16 protein-coding genes are annotated in these 17,742 nt (G+C 70.5%); 7 read left to right on the top strand and 9 right to left on the bottom strand.

Annotation, left to right across the window (positions count from 1 at the left end; genetic code table 11):
- Positions 1 to 229 precede the first annotated feature (229 nt).
- Entirely contained in the window at positions 230 to 3,037 is a 2,808-nt protein-coding gene (gene acnA, locus ACWGIC_RS41025; RefSeq protein ID WP_452081351.1) for an aconitate hydratase AcnA, read from the bottom strand.
- 359 nt (positions 3,038 to 3,396) lie between these two features.
- Between acnA and ACWGIC_RS41030 the strand changes: the two genes are divergently transcribed.
- The gene (locus ACWGIC_RS41030) at positions 3,397 to 4,785 is read left to right on the top strand and encodes an NlpC/P60 family protein (RefSeq protein WP_452081352.1); all 1,389 of its coding nucleotides are present in this window, start codon (positions 3,397 to 3,399) and stop codon (positions 4,783 to 4,785) included.
- On the opposite strand, the gene ACWGIC_RS41035 is transcribed toward ACWGIC_RS41030, so the two are convergent.
- Positions 4,775 to 5,569 carry a GNAT family N-acetyltransferase gene (locus tag ACWGIC_RS41035; protein ID WP_452081353.1) on the bottom strand — a complete coding sequence of 265 codons (795 nt, stop codon included), beginning with the start codon at positions 5,567 to 5,569 and terminating at the stop codon, positions 4,775 to 4,777. The genes ACWGIC_RS41030 and ACWGIC_RS41035 overlap by 11 nt on opposite strands.
- 65 nt (positions 5,570 to 5,634) lie before the next feature.
- Between ACWGIC_RS41035 and mobA the strand changes: the two genes are divergently transcribed.
- The 4 genes from mobA (at position 5,635) to ACWGIC_RS41055 (ending at position 9,304) form a co-directional block, all read left to right on the top strand.
- Positions 5,635 to 6,192, top strand: coding sequence for a molybdenum cofactor guanylyltransferase (gene mobA, locus ACWGIC_RS41040; protein WP_452081354.1), 558 nt, complete (start codon positions 5,635 to 5,637; stop codon positions 6,190 to 6,192).
- A gap of 112 nt (positions 6,193 to 6,304) precedes the next feature.
- Positions 6,305 to 7,369 carry an AAA family ATPase gene (locus ACWGIC_RS41045; protein ID WP_037806526.1) on the top strand — a complete coding sequence of 355 codons (1,065 nt, stop codon included), beginning with the start codon at positions 6,305 to 6,307 and terminating at the stop codon, positions 7,367 to 7,369.
- Positions 7,370 to 7,445: 76 nt separating this feature from the next.
- Positions 7,446 to 8,327, top strand: coding sequence for a DUF58 domain-containing protein (locus tag ACWGIC_RS41050; protein WP_452081364.1), 882 nt, complete (start codon positions 7,446 to 7,448; stop codon positions 8,325 to 8,327).
- Complete coding sequence (locus ACWGIC_RS41055) at positions 8,324 to 9,304, top strand: VWA domain-containing protein (protein ID WP_452081355.1); 981 nt, start codon at positions 8,324 to 8,326, stop codon at positions 9,302 to 9,304. The genes ACWGIC_RS41050 and ACWGIC_RS41055 overlap by 4 nt, the downstream gene beginning before the upstream one ends.
- A gap of 47 nt (positions 9,305 to 9,351) precedes the next feature.
- On the opposite strand, the gene ACWGIC_RS41060 is transcribed toward ACWGIC_RS41055, so the two are convergent.
- From ACWGIC_RS41060 to ACWGIC_RS41085, 6 genes are read right to left on the bottom strand one after another with little or no spacing between them, the layout of a single operon-like run.
- On the bottom strand, positions 9,352 to 9,813 hold the full coding sequence (locus tag ACWGIC_RS41060) for a tRNA (cytidine(34)-2'-O)-methyltransferase (protein WP_452081356.1): 462 nt from the start codon (positions 9,811 to 9,813) through the stop codon (positions 9,352 to 9,354).
- A gap of 8 nt (positions 9,814 to 9,821) precedes the next feature.
- Entirely contained in the window at positions 9,822 to 10,247 is a 426-nt protein-coding gene (locus ACWGIC_RS41065; protein WP_452081357.1) for an acyl-CoA thioesterase, read from the bottom strand.
- Between the two features lie 16 nt (positions 10,248 to 10,263).
- Positions 10,264 to 11,205, bottom strand: coding sequence for a TAXI family TRAP transporter solute-binding subunit (locus ACWGIC_RS41070; RefSeq protein ID WP_452081358.1), 942 nt, complete (start codon positions 11,203 to 11,205; stop codon positions 10,264 to 10,266).
- Positions 11,202 to 12,590, bottom strand: coding sequence for a sensor histidine kinase (locus ACWGIC_RS41075; RefSeq protein WP_452081359.1), 1,389 nt, complete (start codon positions 12,588 to 12,590; stop codon positions 11,202 to 11,204). Before ACWGIC_RS41075 ends, ACWGIC_RS41070 begins: the two co-directional genes overlap by 4 nt.
- Before the next feature lie 3 nt (positions 12,591 to 12,593).
- Positions 12,594 to 13,259: a response regulator transcription factor gene (locus ACWGIC_RS41080; RefSeq protein ID WP_452081360.1), complete on the bottom strand. Its 666-nt coding sequence runs from the start codon at positions 13,257 to 13,259 to the stop codon at positions 12,594 to 12,596.
- 14 nt (positions 13,260 to 13,273) lie between these two features.
- Entirely contained in the window at positions 13,274 to 14,596 is a 1,323-nt protein-coding gene (locus ACWGIC_RS41085) for an MFS transporter (protein ID WP_452081361.1), read from the bottom strand.
- A gap of 167 nt (positions 14,597 to 14,763) precedes the next feature.
- On the opposite strand from ACWGIC_RS41085, the gene fabG reads away from it, so the two are divergent.
- Complete coding sequence (gene fabG, locus ACWGIC_RS41090) at positions 14,764 to 15,468, top strand: 3-oxoacyl-ACP reductase FabG (RefSeq protein WP_452081362.1); 705 nt, start codon at positions 14,764 to 14,766, stop codon at positions 15,466 to 15,468.
- Between the two features lie 37 nt (positions 15,469 to 15,505).
- The gene (gene fabI / locus ACWGIC_RS41095) at positions 15,506 to 16,273 is read left to right on the top strand and encodes an enoyl-ACP reductase FabI (RefSeq protein ID WP_009078109.1); all 768 of its coding nucleotides are present in this window, start codon (positions 15,506 to 15,508) and stop codon (positions 16,271 to 16,273) included.
- Positions 16,274 to 16,327: 54 nt separating this feature from the next.
- Here fabI and ACWGIC_RS41100 read toward each other — a convergent pair whose 3' ends face one another.
- The gene (locus tag ACWGIC_RS41100; RefSeq protein ID WP_452081363.1) at positions 16,328 to 17,497 is read right to left on the bottom strand and encodes a Cmx/CmrA family chloramphenicol efflux MFS transporter; all 1,170 of its coding nucleotides are present in this window, start codon (positions 17,495 to 17,497) and stop codon (positions 16,328 to 16,330) included.
- Positions 17,498 to 17,742: the final 245 nt, after the last annotated feature.

Below are 17,742 nucleotides of genomic sequence, written 5' to 3' on the forward strand. Positions count from 1 at the left end.
GTGCTTGTCAAGGCGGGAAAGATGCCTTGACAAGCACCCCCGAACCGCAGGGAAGGCTTCGTATCGGGGTGCAGGGCGGGGGCTGGCTGCCTGGAGGCGTGGGGTGTGGTGGTGGGGGTTTTAGGGAGTGGGGCTTACGCCCCGAAGCGGAATGGGCGTGGGAGTCCCCTGAAACCAAGTGTGGCCCGCTCCGGGGGACCGGAGCGGGCCACAAAGTGGTGTCAGATCGTCAGGACTGGGTCATCTTGCGCAGCACGTACTGCAGGATGCCGCCGTTGCGGTAGTAGTCCGCTTCGCCGGGGGTGTCGATGCGGACGACCGCGTCGAACTCCACCTTCGAGCCGTCTTCCTTCGTGGCGGTCACGTGCACCGTGCGGGGCGTCTCGCCCTCGTTCAGCTTCGTGATGCCTTCGATGTCGAAGGTTTCGGTGCCGTCCAGTTTCAGCGACGACGCCGACTCGCCCTCCGGGAACTGCAGCGGGATGACGCCCATGCCGATCAGGTTCGAGCGGTGGATGCGCTCGAACGATTCGGTGATCACCGCGCGGACGCCCAGCAGGCTGGTGCCCTTTGCCGCCCAGTCGCGCGACGAACCGGAGCCGTACTCCTTGCCGCCCAGTACGACCAGCGGGGTGCCCGCCGCGGCGTAGTTCTGGGCCGCGTCGTAGATGAACGCCTGCGGGGCGCCTTCCTGCGTGAAGTCGCGGGTGTAGCCGCCCTGCACGTCGTCCAGCAGCTGGTTGCGCAGCCGGATGTTGGCGAAGGTGCCGCGGATCATGACCTCGTGGTTGCCGCGGCGCGAGCCGTAGGAGTTGAAGTCCTTGCGGTCGATGCCGTGCTCGGTCAGGTAGCGGCCGGCCGGAGTGTCGGCCTTGATCGCGCCGGCGGGGGAGATGTGGTCGGTGGTGACCGAGTCGCCCAGCTTCGCCAGCACGCGGGCGCCCGAGATGTCCTGCACGGGAGCCGGTTCGGCGGTCATGCCGTCGAAGTACGGGGGCTTCCGGACGTAGGTGGACTCGGCGTCCCATTCGAAGGTCTTGCCGGTCGGCGTCGGCAGCGACTTCCACCGCTCGCCGCCGTCGAAGACGTCCGCGTAGTCCTTGGTGAACATCTCCTGCGTGATCGCGGAGTCGATGGTCTCCTGGATCTCCTGCGGCGACGGCCAGATGTCCTTCAGGAACACGTCGTTGCCGTCGGAGTCCTGGCCCAGCGGCTGCGTCGCGAAGTCGAAGTCCATCGTCCCGGCCAGCGCGTAGGCGATGACCAGCGGCGGGGACGCCAGGTAGTTCATCTTGACGTCCGGGTTGATCCGGCCCTCGAAGTTCCGGTTGCCCGAAAGCACCGAAACCGCGGTGAGGTCGTTCTCCTGGATCGCGGCGGAGATCTCGTCCGACAGCGGGCCCGAGTTGCCGATGCAGGTGGTGCAGCCGTAGCCGACCAGGTGGTAGCCCAGCTTCTCGAGGTACGGCCAGAGACCGGCCTTGTTGTAGTAGTCGGTGACGACCTGCGAACCCGGGGCCATCGACGTCTTCACCCACGGCTTGACCGACAGGCCCTTGTCGACCGCGTTGCGCGCGAGCAGCGCCGCGCCCAGCATGACCGACGGGTTGGAGGTGTTGGTGCACGAGGTGATCGAGGCGATCACCACGGCGCCGTGGTCGAGCACGAACTCGCCGCGGTCGGCGGTGGACACCTTGACCGGCTTGGTCGGCCGGCCGGTGGCCCCGTTGGCCGCGGACTGCACCGGCACGGCGGTCTCGTCCTGGAACGACAGCGCGGCCGGGTCAGAGGCCGGGAAGCTCTCCTCGACGGACTCGTCGACGTTCGTGTGCGGGGTGGGCTGCTCGTCCCCGACGTAGTCGTGCACCGACTTGCGGAACGAGGACTTCGCGTCGGTCAGCTCGATGCGGTCCTGCGGGCGCTTCGGGCCGGCGATCGACGGGACGACCGTCGACAGGTCCAGCTCGAGGTACTCCGAGTACTGCGCCTCGTGCGACGGGTCGTGCCAGAGGCCCTGCTCCTTGGCGTACGCCTCGACCAGCGCGACCTGCTCGGCCGAACGGCCGGTGAGCTTGAGGTAGCGGACGGTCTCGTCGTCGATCGGGAAGATCGCCGCGGTGGAGCCGAACTCCGGGCTCATGTTGCCGATGGTGGCGCGGTTGGCCAGCGGCACCTGGGCGACGCTCTCGCCGTAGAACTCGACGAACTTGCCGACCACGCCGTGCCGTCGCAGCATCTCGGTGATCGTGAGCACGACGTCGGTCGCGGTCACGCCGGCCGGGATCTCGCCGGTCAGCTTGAAGCCGACGACGCGCGGGATCAGCATCGACACCGGCTGGCCCAGCATGGCCGCCTCGGCCTCGATGCCGCCGACGCCCCAGCCCAGCACGCCGAGGCCGTTGACCATGGTGGTGTGCGAGTCGGTGCCGACGCAGGAGTCGGGGTACGCCTGGCCGCCGCGGGCCATGACCGTGCGGGCCAGGTGCTCGATGTTGACCTGGTGCACGATGCCGGTGCCCGGCGGGACGACCTTGAACTCGTCGAAGGCGCCCTGGCCCCAGCGCAGGAACTGGTAGCGCTCGCGGTTGCGCTCGTACTCGATCTCCACGTTGCGCTCGAAGGCGTCCGCGCGGCCGAACACGTCGATGATGACCGAGTGGTCGATGACCATCTCGGCGGGCGCGAGCGGGTTGACCTTGTCCGGGTCGCCGCCGAGGGCGGTCACGGCCTCGCGCATGGTGGCCAGGTCGACCACGCACGGCACTCCGGTGAAGTCCTGCATGATCACCCGGGCGGGCGTGAACTGGATCTCGATCGACGGGTCCGCGTTCGGATCCCAGCCGCCGAGCGCGCGGATGTGGCCGGCGGTGATGTTCGCGCCGTCCTCGGTGCGCAGCAGGTTCTCGAGGAGGATCTTCAGGCTGTAGGGCAGCCGGGCGGCGCCTTCGACCTTGTCCAGGCGGAAGATCTCGTACGAGTTCTCTCCCACCTGCAAGGTGTCCTTGGCGCCGAAGCTGTCCTTGCTAGGTGCAGTCACGTCTAACTCCAGTGGCATGGATTCCACGCCGCCGCCGGCGTGTCCTCCCGGGTCAGTTCGGTGTCGTATCCGGGTCGTCGGGTCGACCCAGGCGAGTCTTGCGCACCCCCACCGTAGAACCGGAACCGGGAGGGCACACCTCGTCCGTCGCCCCAAACAGTACGCGTGTCCTGTATTTCGTTCAAGACGACACGCGGAGTGACGTGCGCCATCCGGACACGCCGCTGCGCCAGGTCCCCCGAACAGGGGAAATGATCTCCGCGGTGTGTAAGTTCCTGCTGAGGCTTGTGATAGTGGTGTGACTGCAGTGGTACGCGGCGTGTCCTAACGGGACAGCCGGTGAGCGGAGGTGGCGGGGCGTGAGAGTCCGGCGGGGACGGTCCGGGACGGCGGGCGCGCTGGTGCGCGGCGCGGGAGCCCGGCGCGGCCTGACGGTGGCGGCGGTCTCCCTCGTGGCCCTGCTCGGCGCGACGGGAACCGGGCTCGCGGTGCCTCCGCCGCCGCCGAATCCGAGCGATTCGGCGATCGATTCGGCCAAGGGCGACGCGAACGCGAAGGCCGGCGAGGTCGGCCGGCTCACCAACCAGCTCGCGCAGGCCGAGCAGAAGCTCAGCGAACTGCAGGACAACGTCGAGCTGAAGCAGGAACAGGCCATGAAGGCCCTGGTCGACCTGCAGACCGCGCAGGACGAGGCCACCCAGGCGCAGAACGACGCGAAGTCCGCGCGCCAGGAGGCGGACGCGGCGGCAGGCGCGATCGAGAAGGCCCGCGAGGACGCGAAGAAGTTCGCCGCGGCGAGTTTCGAGCAGGGCAGCACGATCGGGTCGATCTCGGCGTACCTGACCTCGGACAGCCCGAAGGACCTGCTCGCCCGCGCCCAGCTGCTCAACGCCATCGGCGGCTCGCGGCTCAACGCGATGGACCGGCTCCAGCAGGCGCAGACCGAGAAGGCCAACAAGGACTCCGCCGCACGCAAGGCGCTGGAACTCGCGCAGCAGAAGCAGGACGCGGCCACCCGGGCGAAGGGCACCGCGGACGCCGCGCAGTCCGCCGCTGTGTCCGCGCAGGAGTCCCAGGCCGCGCAGAACACGCAGCTGGAAGCCAACAAGAGCTCCGTCGAGCAGCAGCTGTACGCCGCGCAGGCCAAGGTCAACGGCCTGCAGGGGCAGCGCCAGCGCTACCAGGACTGGCTCGCGCAGAAGCAGCGCGAGGACGAGGAGCGCGCGCGGCAGGCGGCCCTGCGGGCGGCCGCGGCGGCCAACAACAATGACGACGACGATGACAACGGCGGCGGGGGCGGCGGCCGTCGCCCGTCCCCGGCGGCGGGCGGCTCGATCGAAGCCGTGATCGCGCGGGCGCTGTCCAAGGTGGGCATGCCGTACGCGTGGGGAGGCGGCAACGGCAGCGGCCCGACCCGCGGCATCCGCGACGGCGGCGTCGCCGACCGGTACGGCGACTACCGCAAGATCGGCTTCGACTGCTCCGGCCTGATGATCTACGCCTTCGCCGGCGTGCGCGGCCTGCCGCACTTCAGCGGCTACCAGTACACCTCGGGCCGCCGGGTCCCGCTGTCGCAGATGCGCCGCGGCGACATGCTCTTCTGGGGCGGCTCGGGCGGCATCCACCACGTCGCGCTGTACCTGGGCAACGGGCAGATGGTCGAGGCCCCGCAGTCGGGTTCGTACGTGCGCGTGGCGCCGGTCCGCTACGGCGGCATCATGCCGTACGCGACGCGCCTCATCGGCTGAGCGGGCTCCACACGTACGGCGTCGTTTCGGTGACCGCCGTGAAGCCGAGCCGTTCGAGAATCGGGCGGCTGGTGGGCAACGCGTCGACCTGGAGATAGGCCACCCCGCGGGCCCGAGCCGCGCCGACCCGGTGCGCCACGAGCGCGCGGTAGAGGCCGCGGCCGCGCCATTCGGGCAGCGTCGCGCCGCCCCACAGTCCGGCGAATCCGGTGCCGGGCACCAGTTCCAGCCGCGACGCCGCGACGAACCGTCCGTCCGTTTCGGCGACGACGTGCGTGGTGGTCCCCGCGTCGGCGCGGGCGCGAGCGAGCAGGTCGGCGGCCACGGCGGCTTCGTCGTGGCCGAACACGGACGCCGAGAGCGTCGCGATGCGGAGCAGATCGTCGCCGCCGCTGGCTTCCCGCACGACGATGTCCGCGGACGGCGGGGCCGAAGCGGCGACCGAGTCGAGCGGGGCGATCAGGACGGTCTCGGTCTCCTCGGGCGTGAAACCGGCGGCGAGCAACCGCTGCGGCAGGTCCGCGGGACGGTCGTGGCTGCGGGTTTTCCACTCGAACTCCTCGCCGCGGGCGGCGAAGAAGGCGCGCTGGCGGGCGATCAGGTCGTCGAGGGCGTCGCCGGTCACGCCGAGGTCGGGCGGGCCGGAGACGAACCCCCGACGGCCGCCGGTGAGACGGGCCAGCGGGCCGTCGACAGTCAGCTGTTGTCCGGGTTCGGCCTGGGTGAGTTCGGCTCGGCGGACTTCGCGGTCGTAAGCGGCGAGCAGCCGCGCGGCGTCGGGCACGTCGGCAACCTAACCCGAGCTACCCCGGAGCGCGCGCGGGTTTTCGCAGCGGGCACCCTGGGGCCATGACTGAGAGCCCCCGGTTCGCCGGAATCGTGCTGGCCGGCGGGGCCGCGCGCCGCCTGTCCGGAGTGGACAAGCCGGAGCTGCGGATCGGCGGGATCTCCTTGCTGGGCCGGGCAGTCGAGGCGCTGGCGGGAGCGGAGCCGATCGTGGTGTGCGGGCCGCGGCGGCCGGGATACGACACGGTCGTCTGGACCCGCGAGGCCGTCCCCGGCACCGGACCGGTCGCCGCGCTGGCCGCTGGGCTGGAATCCATTGGCCGCGCTGAGATCGTCGTGCTGCTCGCCGCGGACCTCCCCGGCATCCGGCGCTCCACAGTGGACCGGCTGCGGTCCACTGTGGCCGACGCGGACGGGGCGGTGCTCGTGGACGCGGCGGGGGAGCGGCAATGGCTGGTGAGCGCTTGGCGCACCGCTGCTTTGCGCCAGGCGATGCCGGAGCGTCCGGAGAACGCGTCGTTGCGCCGGACGCTCGGCGGGCTGCGGATCGCCGAGACCGCCGCGGAACCCGGCGAGAGCGACGACATCGACACGCCGGAGGACCTGGAAAAGCACCGCTGACACGGGCTTCACAGCTGTCACACTGGCGATGCGATTGGCTGCCGTCGCGGGAAGTTAGCGACGCAGTAGGGTCGCGGGCGAGCACGCAGACGTGGAAACCCCTGGAGGAAGAGTGACCGAGCCCGGCTTCGCCGAGGGAGCGAACGGGCAGCAGCCCGGCACCCCGGCGCGGGACGCCCAGCTGCTGGAACGCACCGTGTTCGAGGTGAAGCGCGTCATCGTCGGCCAGGACCGGCTGGTGGAGCGCATGCTCGTCGGGCTGCTGGCGAAGGGGCACCTGCTGCTCGAAGGCGTGCCCGGGGTCGCGAAGACGCTGGCGGTCGAGACGTTCGCGCGCGTCGTCGGCGGATCGTTCTCCCGTGTGCAGTTCACCCCCGACCTGGTGCCCGCCGACATCCTCGGCACGCGCATCTACCGCCAGGGCGCCGAGCGCTTCGACGTCGAACTGGGTCCGGTCGTGGCGAACTTCGTGCTCGCCGACGAGATCAACCGCGCCCCGGCGAAGGTGCAGTCGGCGATGCTGGAGGTGATGGCCGAGCGGCACGTGTCGATCGGCGGCAAGACCTTCCCGATGCCCGACCCGTTCCTCGTGCTGGCCACGCAGAACCCGATCGAGAACGAGGGCGTGTACCCGCTGCCGGAGGCCCAGCGCGACCGGTTCCTGTTCAAGATCCTGGTCGAGTACCCCTCCGCCGAGGAGGAGCGCGAGATCATCTACCGGATGGGCGTCACGCCCCCGGAGCCGCACGAGGTGCTGAGCCCGGCGGAGCTGGTGCGCCTGCAGGGCGTCGCGTCGCAGGTGTTCGTGCACCACGCGCTGGTCGACTACGTCGTGCGGCTGGTGCTGACCACGCGCACCCCGAACGACCACGGGCTTTCCGACGTCGCGGGCTGGGTGTCCTACGGCGCTTCGCCGCGCGCGAGCCTCGGCATCATCGCCGCGGCCCGGGCGCTGGCGCTGGTGCGCGGCCGCGACTACGTGCTCCCGCAGGACGTCGTCGACGTCGTGCCGGACGTGCTGCGGCACCGGCTCGTGCTGTCCTACGACGCGCTGGCCGACGGCGTGCCGGTCGACCACATCGTCACCCGCGTGCTGCAGACCGTGCCGCTGCCGCAGGTTTCGGCCCGGCCGCAGGGCGGCGCCGGCCCGGTGCCGGCGGGCGCGCCTGTCAGGTAACGGCGTGGCTGGAACCTCCTCGAAAGAACCGGGCGGACGTCCCGGCTGGGCGCCGCCGATCCTGCGCGGCGACCGGATGGAAGCGGGACTGCGCACCCTCGAACTCGAAGTGCGCCGCCGCCTCGACGGGCTGTTGCAGGGCAACCACCTCGGGCTCGTCCCGGGGCCGGGTTCGGAGCCCGGCGAGGCCCGCCCGTACCAGCCCGGCGACGACGTGCGCCGGATGGACTGGGCGGTCACCGCGCGCACGACGACGCCGCACATCCGCGAAACCGTCGCGGACCGCGAGCTGGAGACGTGGGTCGTGGCGGACATGTCGGCGAGCCTCGACTTCGGCACCGCGCTCTGCGAGAAGCGGGACCTGGTGGTCTGCGCGACCGCGGCCGTCGCGCATCTGACCGGCGGCGGCGGGAACCGGATCGGCGCGATCGTGTCCAACGGCGAAGGCAGCACCCGGATCCCGGCGCGCGGCGGGCTTCCGCACGCACGCGGTCTCGTCCGGCGGCTGGCCGAGACTCCCCGCGCCGCCGAGGGCGTTCGCGGTGATTTCGCCGGTGCGCTGGAGCAGTTGCGCCGTCCGCCGCGCCGGCGCGGCCTGGCGGTGGCGATCTCGGACTTCCTCGGCCCGCTGGACTGGGAGCGTCCGCTGCGCGCGCTCGGCGGGAGGCACGAGCTGATCGCCATCGAAATCGTCGACCCGAGGGATGTGGACTTGCCGGACGTCGGCACCGTCGTGCTGGCCGACCCGGAAACCGGACGGCAGCGAGAAGTGCACGCTTCAGCTTTGCTGCGCAAGGAATTCGGCGCGGCGGCGAACGCGCACCGGCAGGCGGTCGCGTCCGGCCTGCGCCGGGCCGGGGCGGCGCATCTGGTGCTGCGCACCGATTCCGACTGGATCGCGGACATGGTGCGGTTCGTGGTCGCTCGCAAGCGTCGCTGGTCGGGTGGTGTCGCGTGAGCCTGGCCGGATTCAGTTCGCCGTGGTGGTTCCTGCTGCTGATCGCGGTCGCCGCGGTGGCGGCCGCGTATGTGCTGGCGCAACGGCAGCGCCGCCGCCGGGTGATGCGGTTCGCGAATCTCGAGCTGCTGGAGAAGGTCGCGCCGAAGGCGCAGGGCTGGATCCGGCACGTGCCCGCGGTGCTGATCGTGCTGTCGCTGCTGTTCCTGACGGTCTCGCTCGCGGGCCCGACGGCGGAGCAGAAGGTGCCGCGAAACCGGGCGACGGTCATGCTGGTGATCGACGTGTCGCTGTCCATGGAGGCGACCGACGTCGCGCCGACACGGCTGAAAGCGGCGCAGGACGCGGCGAAACAGTTCGCGCAGAACATGACGCCGGGCATCAACCTGGGCCTGATCTCGTTCGCCGGGACCGCGACTGTCCTCGTCAACCCGACGACGGACCGGGCAGGCGTGACGAAGGCGATCGACAACCTCAAGCTCGCCCAGTCCACCGCCACCGGCGAGGGCATTTACGCGGCGATGCAGTCGATCCAGAGCTTCTCCGCAGTGGTCGGCGGCGCGGACGGCCCGCCGCCCGCGCGCATCGTGCTAATGAGCGACGGCAAGCAGACGGTGCCGGAAGACCTGTACGCGCCGCGCGGCGCGTACACCGCGGCGCAGGCGGCGAAGCAGGCCCAGATGCCGATCTCGTCGATCTCGTTCGGCACCGAACACGGATCGGTCGACATCGAGGGCAAACAGCAGGACGTCCGCGTGGACGACGAATCGCTGCGCGAGATCGCCCATCTGTCCGGCGGGGAGTTCTACAAGGCGGCGAGCGCGGACGAACTGAAACGCGTCTACGCCGACCTGGGCGAGCAAATCGGGTACGAGCTGAAGAACGCCGACGCGAGCAAGCCGTGGGTCGTGCTCGGCACGATCATCCTGATGGCGGGCGCGGCGACCGCGCTGCTGTTCGGCCAGAGACTGCCCTAGGTCCGTGAAGGACTCCTTGAGGGAATCAGATTCCCTCAAGGAGTCCTTCACGGCGTGGCGAAGCCGTTCTGCCGCCAGCCTTCGTACACCGCGATCGCTGCGGTATTGGCGAGGTTCAGCGACCGGTTGTTGGGCAGCATCGGCAACCGAAGCCGGTCGGTGACCTCCGCCGCCCGCTGAACCTCGTCCGGCAACCCGGCGGACTCCGGCCCGAACATCAGCACATCGCCCGGCGCGTAAGAGACATCCGTGTACAGCCGCGTCGCGGTGGCACTGAAGGCGTACACCTTCGCCGGGAGCAAAGCTTTCCACGCAGCAGCCAAATCCGCGTGCACGTGGACCCGCGCGAGATCGTGGTAGTCGAGCCCCGCGCGGCGGAGCTGCTTGTCCTCCAAGGTGAATCCCAGCGGCTCCACCAGGTGCAGCTCGCACCCGGTGTTCGCGGCCAGCCGGATGGCGTTGCCGGTGTTGGGCGGGATTTCGGGGCGGTAGAACAGCACTCGGAACACGGCCGCCCTCACGCTGCCTCGGGGAGGTACTGCGCGTAGGCCGCGCGCACCTCCGGCGGCGGTACGGCTTTGCGGTAGTTCTCGGTGTCGACGAACACGTACCGCAGCCGGATCTCGGTCGTCACCGTGTCGCCGCGGCGGACCTCCAGCTCGAACTGCATCGAGGTGGTGCCCAGATGCACCAGGTAGACCGCGACCACCAGTTCGTCGTCGAAACGGCACGGCGCGAAGTACCGCAGGTTCGATTCGGCGACCACCACGTCGACCCCGGTGGCGAGCAGCGCGTCGTGCGAGCCGAAGAGCGCTCGTTCCACTTCGAACGCCGCCATGTCCGCATAGGCCAGGTAATGCGCGTTGAAGACGATCCCCTGGCCGTCGCATTCGTGGTAGCGCACGCGCAGGGGCATTTCGGCGAGAGGGCGGCGTTCGGTCACCCGACCAATCTAGCGATCACCCGTGCAGCGCGCGGTAGGTGTCGGCCGCGCCGCGGTGCAGCGGGACCGGCTGGGTGCCGATGAGCGTCCGCACGTCCAGGAACTGCGTGCCGACGGCCTGCGCGGGCACGAGTTCGGCGGCGCGCTCGGCGAGCACCCGGACGACCGCCGCGGCGACGTCGAAGGGCAGGTCGGGGGAGCAGACCAGCAGGTTCGCGACCCCGATGGTGCCGAGTGCGCCGACCCCGCGGTACGCCCCGGCGGGCACCTGCACCTGCTCGTACAGCGGCCCGTACGCCTTGCGCAGCTGGGGGAGCACCGACGCGAGCGGGACGAGCGAGAGCGGTGTCGTGCGGTTGAGGTCGGCGAGCGCGGGCGTCGGGATCCCGCCGGACCAGAGGAACGCGTCGATCCGGCGGTCGTGCAGCGCGGCGACCGCGTCGTTCAACGGCAGGTGCAGCGCCTGGACCGGGACGCTGCTCGCGGCGAAGACCCGTTCGCCGAGTTGCGCGGCACCGGACCGGCTGGCACCGACCGAGATCGGCCGTCCGGCCAGCGAACGGAGGTCGGTCAGGTGGTCTTCGGCGCGGACGACCAGCTGCAGGTAGTTCTCGTAGACACGGCCGAGTGCTTGCAGCGGAACGGGTTTCCCGAACGGCGTGCCGCCGGTGATGGCGGATTGCGCGACGTCGGCGAGCGCCAGTCCGAAATCGGCCGTTCCGTCGCGGACCCGTTGCACGTTTTCGACGCTCGCCTCGGTGGCGAGCGCGCTGCAGTGCAGCCGAGGTTCGGCACGGGACAGTTCGGCCGCCAAAACCTCGGCGAAGGCCAGGTAGAAGCCGCCGGGTTCGCCGGACGCGATGGTGATCTTCCGGTCCGGGCCGCGGTAGGTGTCGTCGCAGGCAGCGAGCGTGAAGGCGAGGCCGCCGAGGATCGCGGCGCGGCGCGTGACGGTCACGGCGCCACCTCGGCGGGCAGCGTGATCCGGACCTGGAGGCCGTGCGGTTCGACGTTGCGCAGCTCCAGAACCCCGCCCCGGGCTCGGGTTTGCTCGCGGGCGATGGCGAGGCCGAGACCGGTTCCGCGCGGCGCCCCGTCGCCGCCGGCGCGCCAGAACCGTTCGGTGGCCCGGGCGAGATCCTCCGGCGGGAGGCCGGGACCGTCGTCGGTGACGATCAGCGTGACAGTGTCCGAAGCGGACTCCCAATCGGCGGTGATGGTCGCTCCCTGGCCGGCGTGGTGGACGGCGTTGTCCAGCAGGACGTCGAGAATCTGTGCCAGTTCGCTTTCCGGCGTGCGCACCAGCAGCGGTTCAGTATGGACCGCGCACGGCACGAGGGTCGCGCCCGCTTCCTCGGCGGACAACCGCCACGCGTCGACCCGTTCCGCCACGACAGCGGCGAGGTCGGCGGGTTCGTCGCCGGCGCGCGCGGCGAGCCGGGTCGCGGTGCTTTCCGCGGTGGCGAGGGCGAGCAGGCCGTCGAGAATCCGTTCCAGCCGTTCGACTTCCGCCACCGTGGCCTCGTACGCCGGGCGGTTTTCGACCTCGGTGCCGAGCAGGTCGAGCCGCAGCCGCAGCGCGGCCATCGGATTGCGCAGCTGGTGCGAGGTGTCCGCGACGAGCCGCTGCTGCTGGTTCGCCGACTCGACCACCGCGTCGGACATCCGGTTCACCGACGCCGCCAGCGACCGCAGTTCGCGCGGCCCGGACCGTTCCGGCACCTGCGCCCGGCGTCCGCCCGCCACCGCCAGAACGCCGGTTTCCAGCTCCACCAACGGACGCACCATCCACCGCGACAGCAGGACGGCGAGCAAGACGAACAGCGCCGCGACCACCATCGCCCCGGCAGCGATCGCGCTCCACGCCGCTTCGACGTCCGCGGCCGCGGCGGTCACCGACGCCCGCAGCAGCACCACACCGGACACCCGCGTCCCGGTGCCGACCGGGCGGGCGAACAGCACCGGGTCGTCCGACCACGGCCGGATCCGCTCGACCGGCGCCTCCGGCTCGTTCCGCAGCGTCGCCTCGATGAGCGCCTGCGAGGCGGGATCGTTGCTGGTCAGGCCGCCGGTTTCGACCAGCGGCTGCCGCTGCGCGTCCACGATCAGCACGCCTTCGCTGTATAACGACGAATACTGCCGCGCGTCGGCGTTCAGCGCGCTCGTGTCCCCTGAATCGACGGCCTGTTGCGCAAGCACCACGAAGCGGTCGACGTCGCTGCTGCGCGAGATCACCAGTTGCTGGGTCCGCTGGTCGGCGGTCGCGGACAGCAACGGCACCGCGAACGCCGCCACGACGGCGATCGCGAGCGTGACCAGGACGGCCAGCAGGCGAGTGCGCACCGATCAGCTCCGGCCGAGCCGGTAGCCGAAGCCGCGGATCGTGGTGAGCAGGCCGGGCCGGTCGAGCTTTGCGCGCAGCTGCGTCATGTGCACGTCGAGCGAGCGCGAGACGGCGAGGTACGCGTCGCCCCAGACCTCGTCCATCAGCTGCTGGCGGCTCACCGCGGTGCCGGGCCGCGCGGCGAGCACCGCCAGCACCGCGAACTCCTTGGTGGTCAGCCCGACGTCCCGGCCGCCCACCACGACCCGGCGCGCGCCGAGGTCGATCTCGACGTCCTCGATCTGCACCACCGGGTCTTTCGGGGCGGGGGAGGAGCTGCCCGCCCGCCGCGCCACAGCGTCCATCCGGGCCAGCAATTCGGCCATCCGCACCGGTTTCGCCAGGTAGTCGTCCGCGCCGAAGCGCAGGGCGCGGACGACGGAACGCTCGCCGTCGCGCGCGGTCAGCACGATTACCGGCACCGGCGAGACCTGGCGGATCTTGCGCAGGACGTCGAGGCCGTCGAGATCCGGCAAGCCGAGGTCGAGAAGCAGCAGGTCCGCGTCCCGGTGCCGGGTGAGGGCGTCCGAGCCGCGGCCGACCGCGGTGACGGAGTGGCCGTGCGCCTGCAGCGTTTCGGCGAGTGCCCGGGCGACGCCGGTGTCGTCCTCCACGAGCAGCACGCGCACGGCCGTCCTCCCAGTCAGTCCTCGCCGCGTTCGAGAGCGGACGAACGCGAAGTCTCCCGCATTGTCGCGTAAACGACGAGTGACACGAGGACGCAACCCGCGACGTACCAGAAGAAGATCGATTCGTGACCCGCCTTCTTCAACGCCTGGGCGATCAGCTCCGCGGTGCCGCCGAAGATCGCGACGGTGAGCGCGTAGGGCAGGCCGACGCCGATCGCGCGGATCCGCGTCGGGAACAGCTCGGCCTTAACGATCGCGTTGATCGAGGTGTAGCCGGTCACGATCACGAGCGCGCCGAGCAGCAGCAGGAACGCGAGGAACGGCTGGCTGGTGCGCGCCATCAGGGTCATGATCGGCACGGTCAGCAGGGTGCCCGCGATGCCGAAGAACATCAGCAGCTTCCGGCGGCCGATCCGGTCCGACAGCTTCCCGGCCAGCGGCTGCAGGATCGCGAAGACCAGCAGCGCGAGGAACATGATCACAGTGACCGTGCGGCGCGGGATGTGCGCGGTGTTCTCCAGGAACTTCTGCGTGTAGGTGGCGTAGGTGTAGAACGCGACCGTGCCGCCGAGCGTCAGGCCGACGACGAGCAGGATCTCGCGCGGGTACTTGACGAGCTGGCGCAGCGTGCCGCGCTCGCCCTTGCCGGTTTCAGCGCTTTCGGTGACGCGCTGGTAGCTCTCGGACTCGTCCATCGACCGCCGCAGCGCCATCACGATCACCGCCGCGAGCGCGCCGACGACGAACGCGATCCGCCAGCCCCAGTCGCCCATCTGCTTGTCGGTGAGCACGCTCTGCAGGATCAGCTGCAGCCCCAGCGCGAGCAGCTGCCCGCCGACGAGCGTCACGTACTGGAAGCTGGAGTAGAACCCGCGCTTGCCCGGAGTGGCCACTTCGGACAGGTACGTCGCCGAGGTGGAGTACTCGCCGCCGACCGAAAGCCCTTGCAGCAGCCGGGAAAACACCAGCAGGATCGGGGCCGCGATGCCGATCGTCGAATACGCGGGCGTCACCGCGATCAGCAGCGATCCGGCCGCCATCATCGAAACCGAGAGCACGAGGGCGGACCGCCGGCCGTAGCGGTCGGCGAACCGGCCGAGCAGCCAGCCGCCGAGCGGGCGCATGAGGAATCCGACCGCGAACACCGCCGCGGTGTTGAGGAACTGCGCCGTGGCGTCCCCTCCGGGGAAGAACGCCTTCGCGAAGTAGACGGTGAACGCCGAATAGGCGTACCAGTCGTACCACTCGACGAGATTTCCGATCGAGCCGCGCAGCACGTTGCCGACCACGCGCCGCTCGTCCCGCGCCGAGCCGGCGTTCTGGATCCGGGTAGTCATCCTTGACCTCCTGTGTCGCGACTCACGGTGACCAACCGGGCAGTAACCATCAAGGTCGAAGCGCGGTTCCTTACCGTCGCTTAGGACGGGAGTGCCGGGTGCGCCGCCGGTCAGCGCAGCCGATAGCCTCAGGCGGGCGCAACCGCGAAGACGACGAGGAGAACGAAGTGGGACGGTCGGTCTTGGTCACCGGCGGCAACCGGGGCATCGGGCTGGCTATCGCCCGCGACCTCGCCGAGCAGGGCCACCGGGTCGCGGTCACGCACCGCGGCTCCGGCGCGCCGGAGGGGCTTTACGGCGTGCAGGCCGACGTCACCGACGCCGAGCAGGTGGACACGGCGTTCAAGCTCGTCGAGGAGCACCAGGGGCCGGTCGAGGTCCTGGTGTCCAACGCCGGGCTGACCGACGACACCCTGCTCATGCGGATGTCGGAGGAGCAGTTCGAGCGCGTGCTGAACGCGAACCTCACCGGAGCGTTCCGCGTCGCGAAGCGGGCCTCGCGCGGCATGCTGCGCGCCCGCTGGGGCCGGTTCGTGTTCATCTCGTCCGTGGTGGGCCTTTCCGGCTCGGCCGGGCAGGCGAACTACGCCGCCTCGAAGGCCGGACTGGTCGGCTTCGCCCGCTCGCTCGCGCGGGAGCTGGGCTCGCGCAACATCACCGCGAACGTGGTCGCACCCGGTTTCGTGCACACCGCGATGACCGACGCGCTGAGCGAGGACCGGCGCAAGGAGATCCTCGGCAGCATCCCGTCCGGCCGCTACGCCGAACCGGCCGAGATCGCCGCCGCGGTGCGGTATCTGTCCTCGGACGAGGCGGGCTACGTCAACGGCGCGGTGCTGCCGGTCGACGGCGGCCTCGGCCTCGGCCACTGATCTTTTCCCGAGAAGAACCCACGACCTGGAGGACGTGTTGCCCGGATTGCTCGAAGGCAAGCGGCTGCTGATCACCGGCGTCATCACCGACGCCTCGCTCGCGTTCCACGCGGCCCGCATCGCCCAGCAGGAGGGCGCGAAGGTCGTGCTCACCGGCTTCGGCCGGCTGTCGCTGGTGGAGCGCATCGCCAAGCGGCTGCCCGAGCCCGCCCCGGTGCTGGAGCTGGACGTCACGAACCAGGAGCACCTGGACTCGCTCGCCGACCGCGTCCGCGAGCACGTCGACGGCCTCGACGGCGTCCTGCACTCGATCGGCTTCGCGCCGCAGAGCTGCCTCGGCGCGCCGTTCCTGGACGCCCCGAGCGACGACGTGAAGGTCGCGGTGGACGTCTCGGCGTTCTCGTTCAAGTCGCTCGCGGTGGCGACGCTGCCGCTGCTCGGCCGCGGCGCTTCGATCGTCGGCATGGACTTCGACGCGCGCGTCGCGTGGCCGGTCTACAACTGGATGGGCGTCGCGAAGGCCGCGCTGGAGTCGGTGAACCGGTACCTGGCCAAGGAACTCGGCCCGCAGGGCATCCGGGTCAACCTGGTCAGCGCCGGTCCGATGAAGACGATGGCCGCGAAGTCGATCCCCGGCTTCGGCGAGCTTGAGGGCGGCTGGGACGGCCGCGCGCCGCTCGGCTGGGACTCCGCGGACCCGGAGCCGACCGCGAAGACGGTCTGCGCCGTGCTGTCCGACTGGCTGCCCGCCACCACCGGTTCGATGATCATGGTCGACGGCGGCGTGCACGCGCTCGGCATCTGACCCAGTGCTCAGGAGATGGCCCCGCGGGAACATTCCCGCGGGGCCATTCTCTGTTCAGGCAGCCACGAGCTGCGGTGCGGTGTCGCGCTGGTGCAGTCGCAGCGCGAACGTGAGGGCCGCTAGAGCGAGTGCTCCGAGCGCGACGCTCACCCACGCCACGCTGGAGAACCCGAGCCCAGCGCTGATCGTCGTCCCGCCGAGCCACGGACCGACAGTGTTGCCGACATTGAACGCGGACGTCGTGCTCGCGCCGACGAGCGTGGAGGTGCCGCCCGCCGCGGCGTAAGCCCGCACATTAAGTGCCGGGTTCGCCGCGAAGCCAGCCGCGCCGAGGACGAGTACCGCGGCCACCGCGACGACCGGGTTGGTAGCGAAGGCAAGCGCGACGAGAGCGGCGACGGCGATCCCGAGGCTGCCGTAAAGCGTCGCGAACGGGTATGCGTCAGCGAGCTTGCCGCCCGCGAAGATCCCGATCACCGCACCGCCGCCGAACAGCGCGAGCACTACCGGCACACCGGATTCGGGCAGCCCCGCGACGGAGACCAGCAGGGGAGCGAGGTAGCTGAACGTCGCGAAAACCATCGCCTGCAGCAGCGCGATCACGCCGAGCGCGAGCCACAACCGGCTGCGGCGGAACACTTGCAGTTCTTCGGCGATCCGCGGCGCTTCGGTTTCCTTTGCGGTGCGCGGAACCGACAGCAGCACGGCGACGGCGGCGACGACCGTCAGCGCGGCGACTGCCCAGAACGCGCTCCGCCAGCCTGCGTGCTGTCCGAGCAGCGTGCCTGCTGGGACGCCGACGACGTTCGCGATTGTCAGCCCGCCGACCAACACTGCGAGCGCCTGTCCGCGCCGGGCTTCTGGCACGAGGTTGACGGTGGTTGCGGCGGCGACGGCCCAGAAACCGGCGCAGGCGACGGCGCTCACGATGCGGGTGGCGAAGAGGATGCCGTAGCCGTCGGAGACTGCGCCGATGATGTGGGCTGCGCTGAATACGGTGAGCAGGCCGAGGAGGGTGGCTTTTCGGGGGAGCCGGATTGTGGTTACGGCGAGGAGGGGTGCGCCGACGACCATGCCTACGGCGAAGGCGGAGATCAGGAGGCCTGCGTCGGGGATGGTGACGTTCAGGTCGGCGGCCATTCCGGGGAGGAGACCGGTGATCATGAACTCGGAGGTGCCCAGCGCGAAGATGCTGAGGCCGAGGATGAAGACGGCTAGGGGCACGGGGATTCTCGCTTTCTGAAACCGGCAGTACAAAATGAGGGTGGATGTGTGGGGGTGGCTCGCGTGGCGGCGGCGTTGGCGTTGTGCGAGGTCGGGGGTGAGGGCGGCGGTGGCCTCGGGGGGCGCTGCTCGTCGCCTGGCGGCGACATTGCAGGCGGGTGGGTTGGGGCACCCCGAAGCTGATTGTGCTGACGGTTCGGGGGTGGGGTGGGAGGAGGGGAAGATGGCGAGTAAAACACCCCCCC

The sequence above is a fragment of the Amycolatopsis sp. NPDC054798 genome (assembly GCF_053611505.1).

What these genes read in the sequence shown, in the direction of transcription:
- mobA (WP_452081354.1), top strand. Translation starts at nt 5,635, where the DNA reads ATGACTGAGAGCCCCCGGTTCGCCGGAATCGTGCTGGCCGGCGGGGCC.
- ACWGIC_RS41050 (WP_452081364.1), top strand. Translation starts at nt 7,446, where the DNA reads ATGGAAGCGGGACTGCGCACCCTCGAACTCGAAGTGCGCCGCCGCCTC.
- ACWGIC_RS41085 (WP_452081361.1), bottom strand. Translation starts at nt 14,596, where the DNA reads ATGACTACCCGGATCCAGAACGCCGGCTCGGCGCGGGACGAGCGGCGC.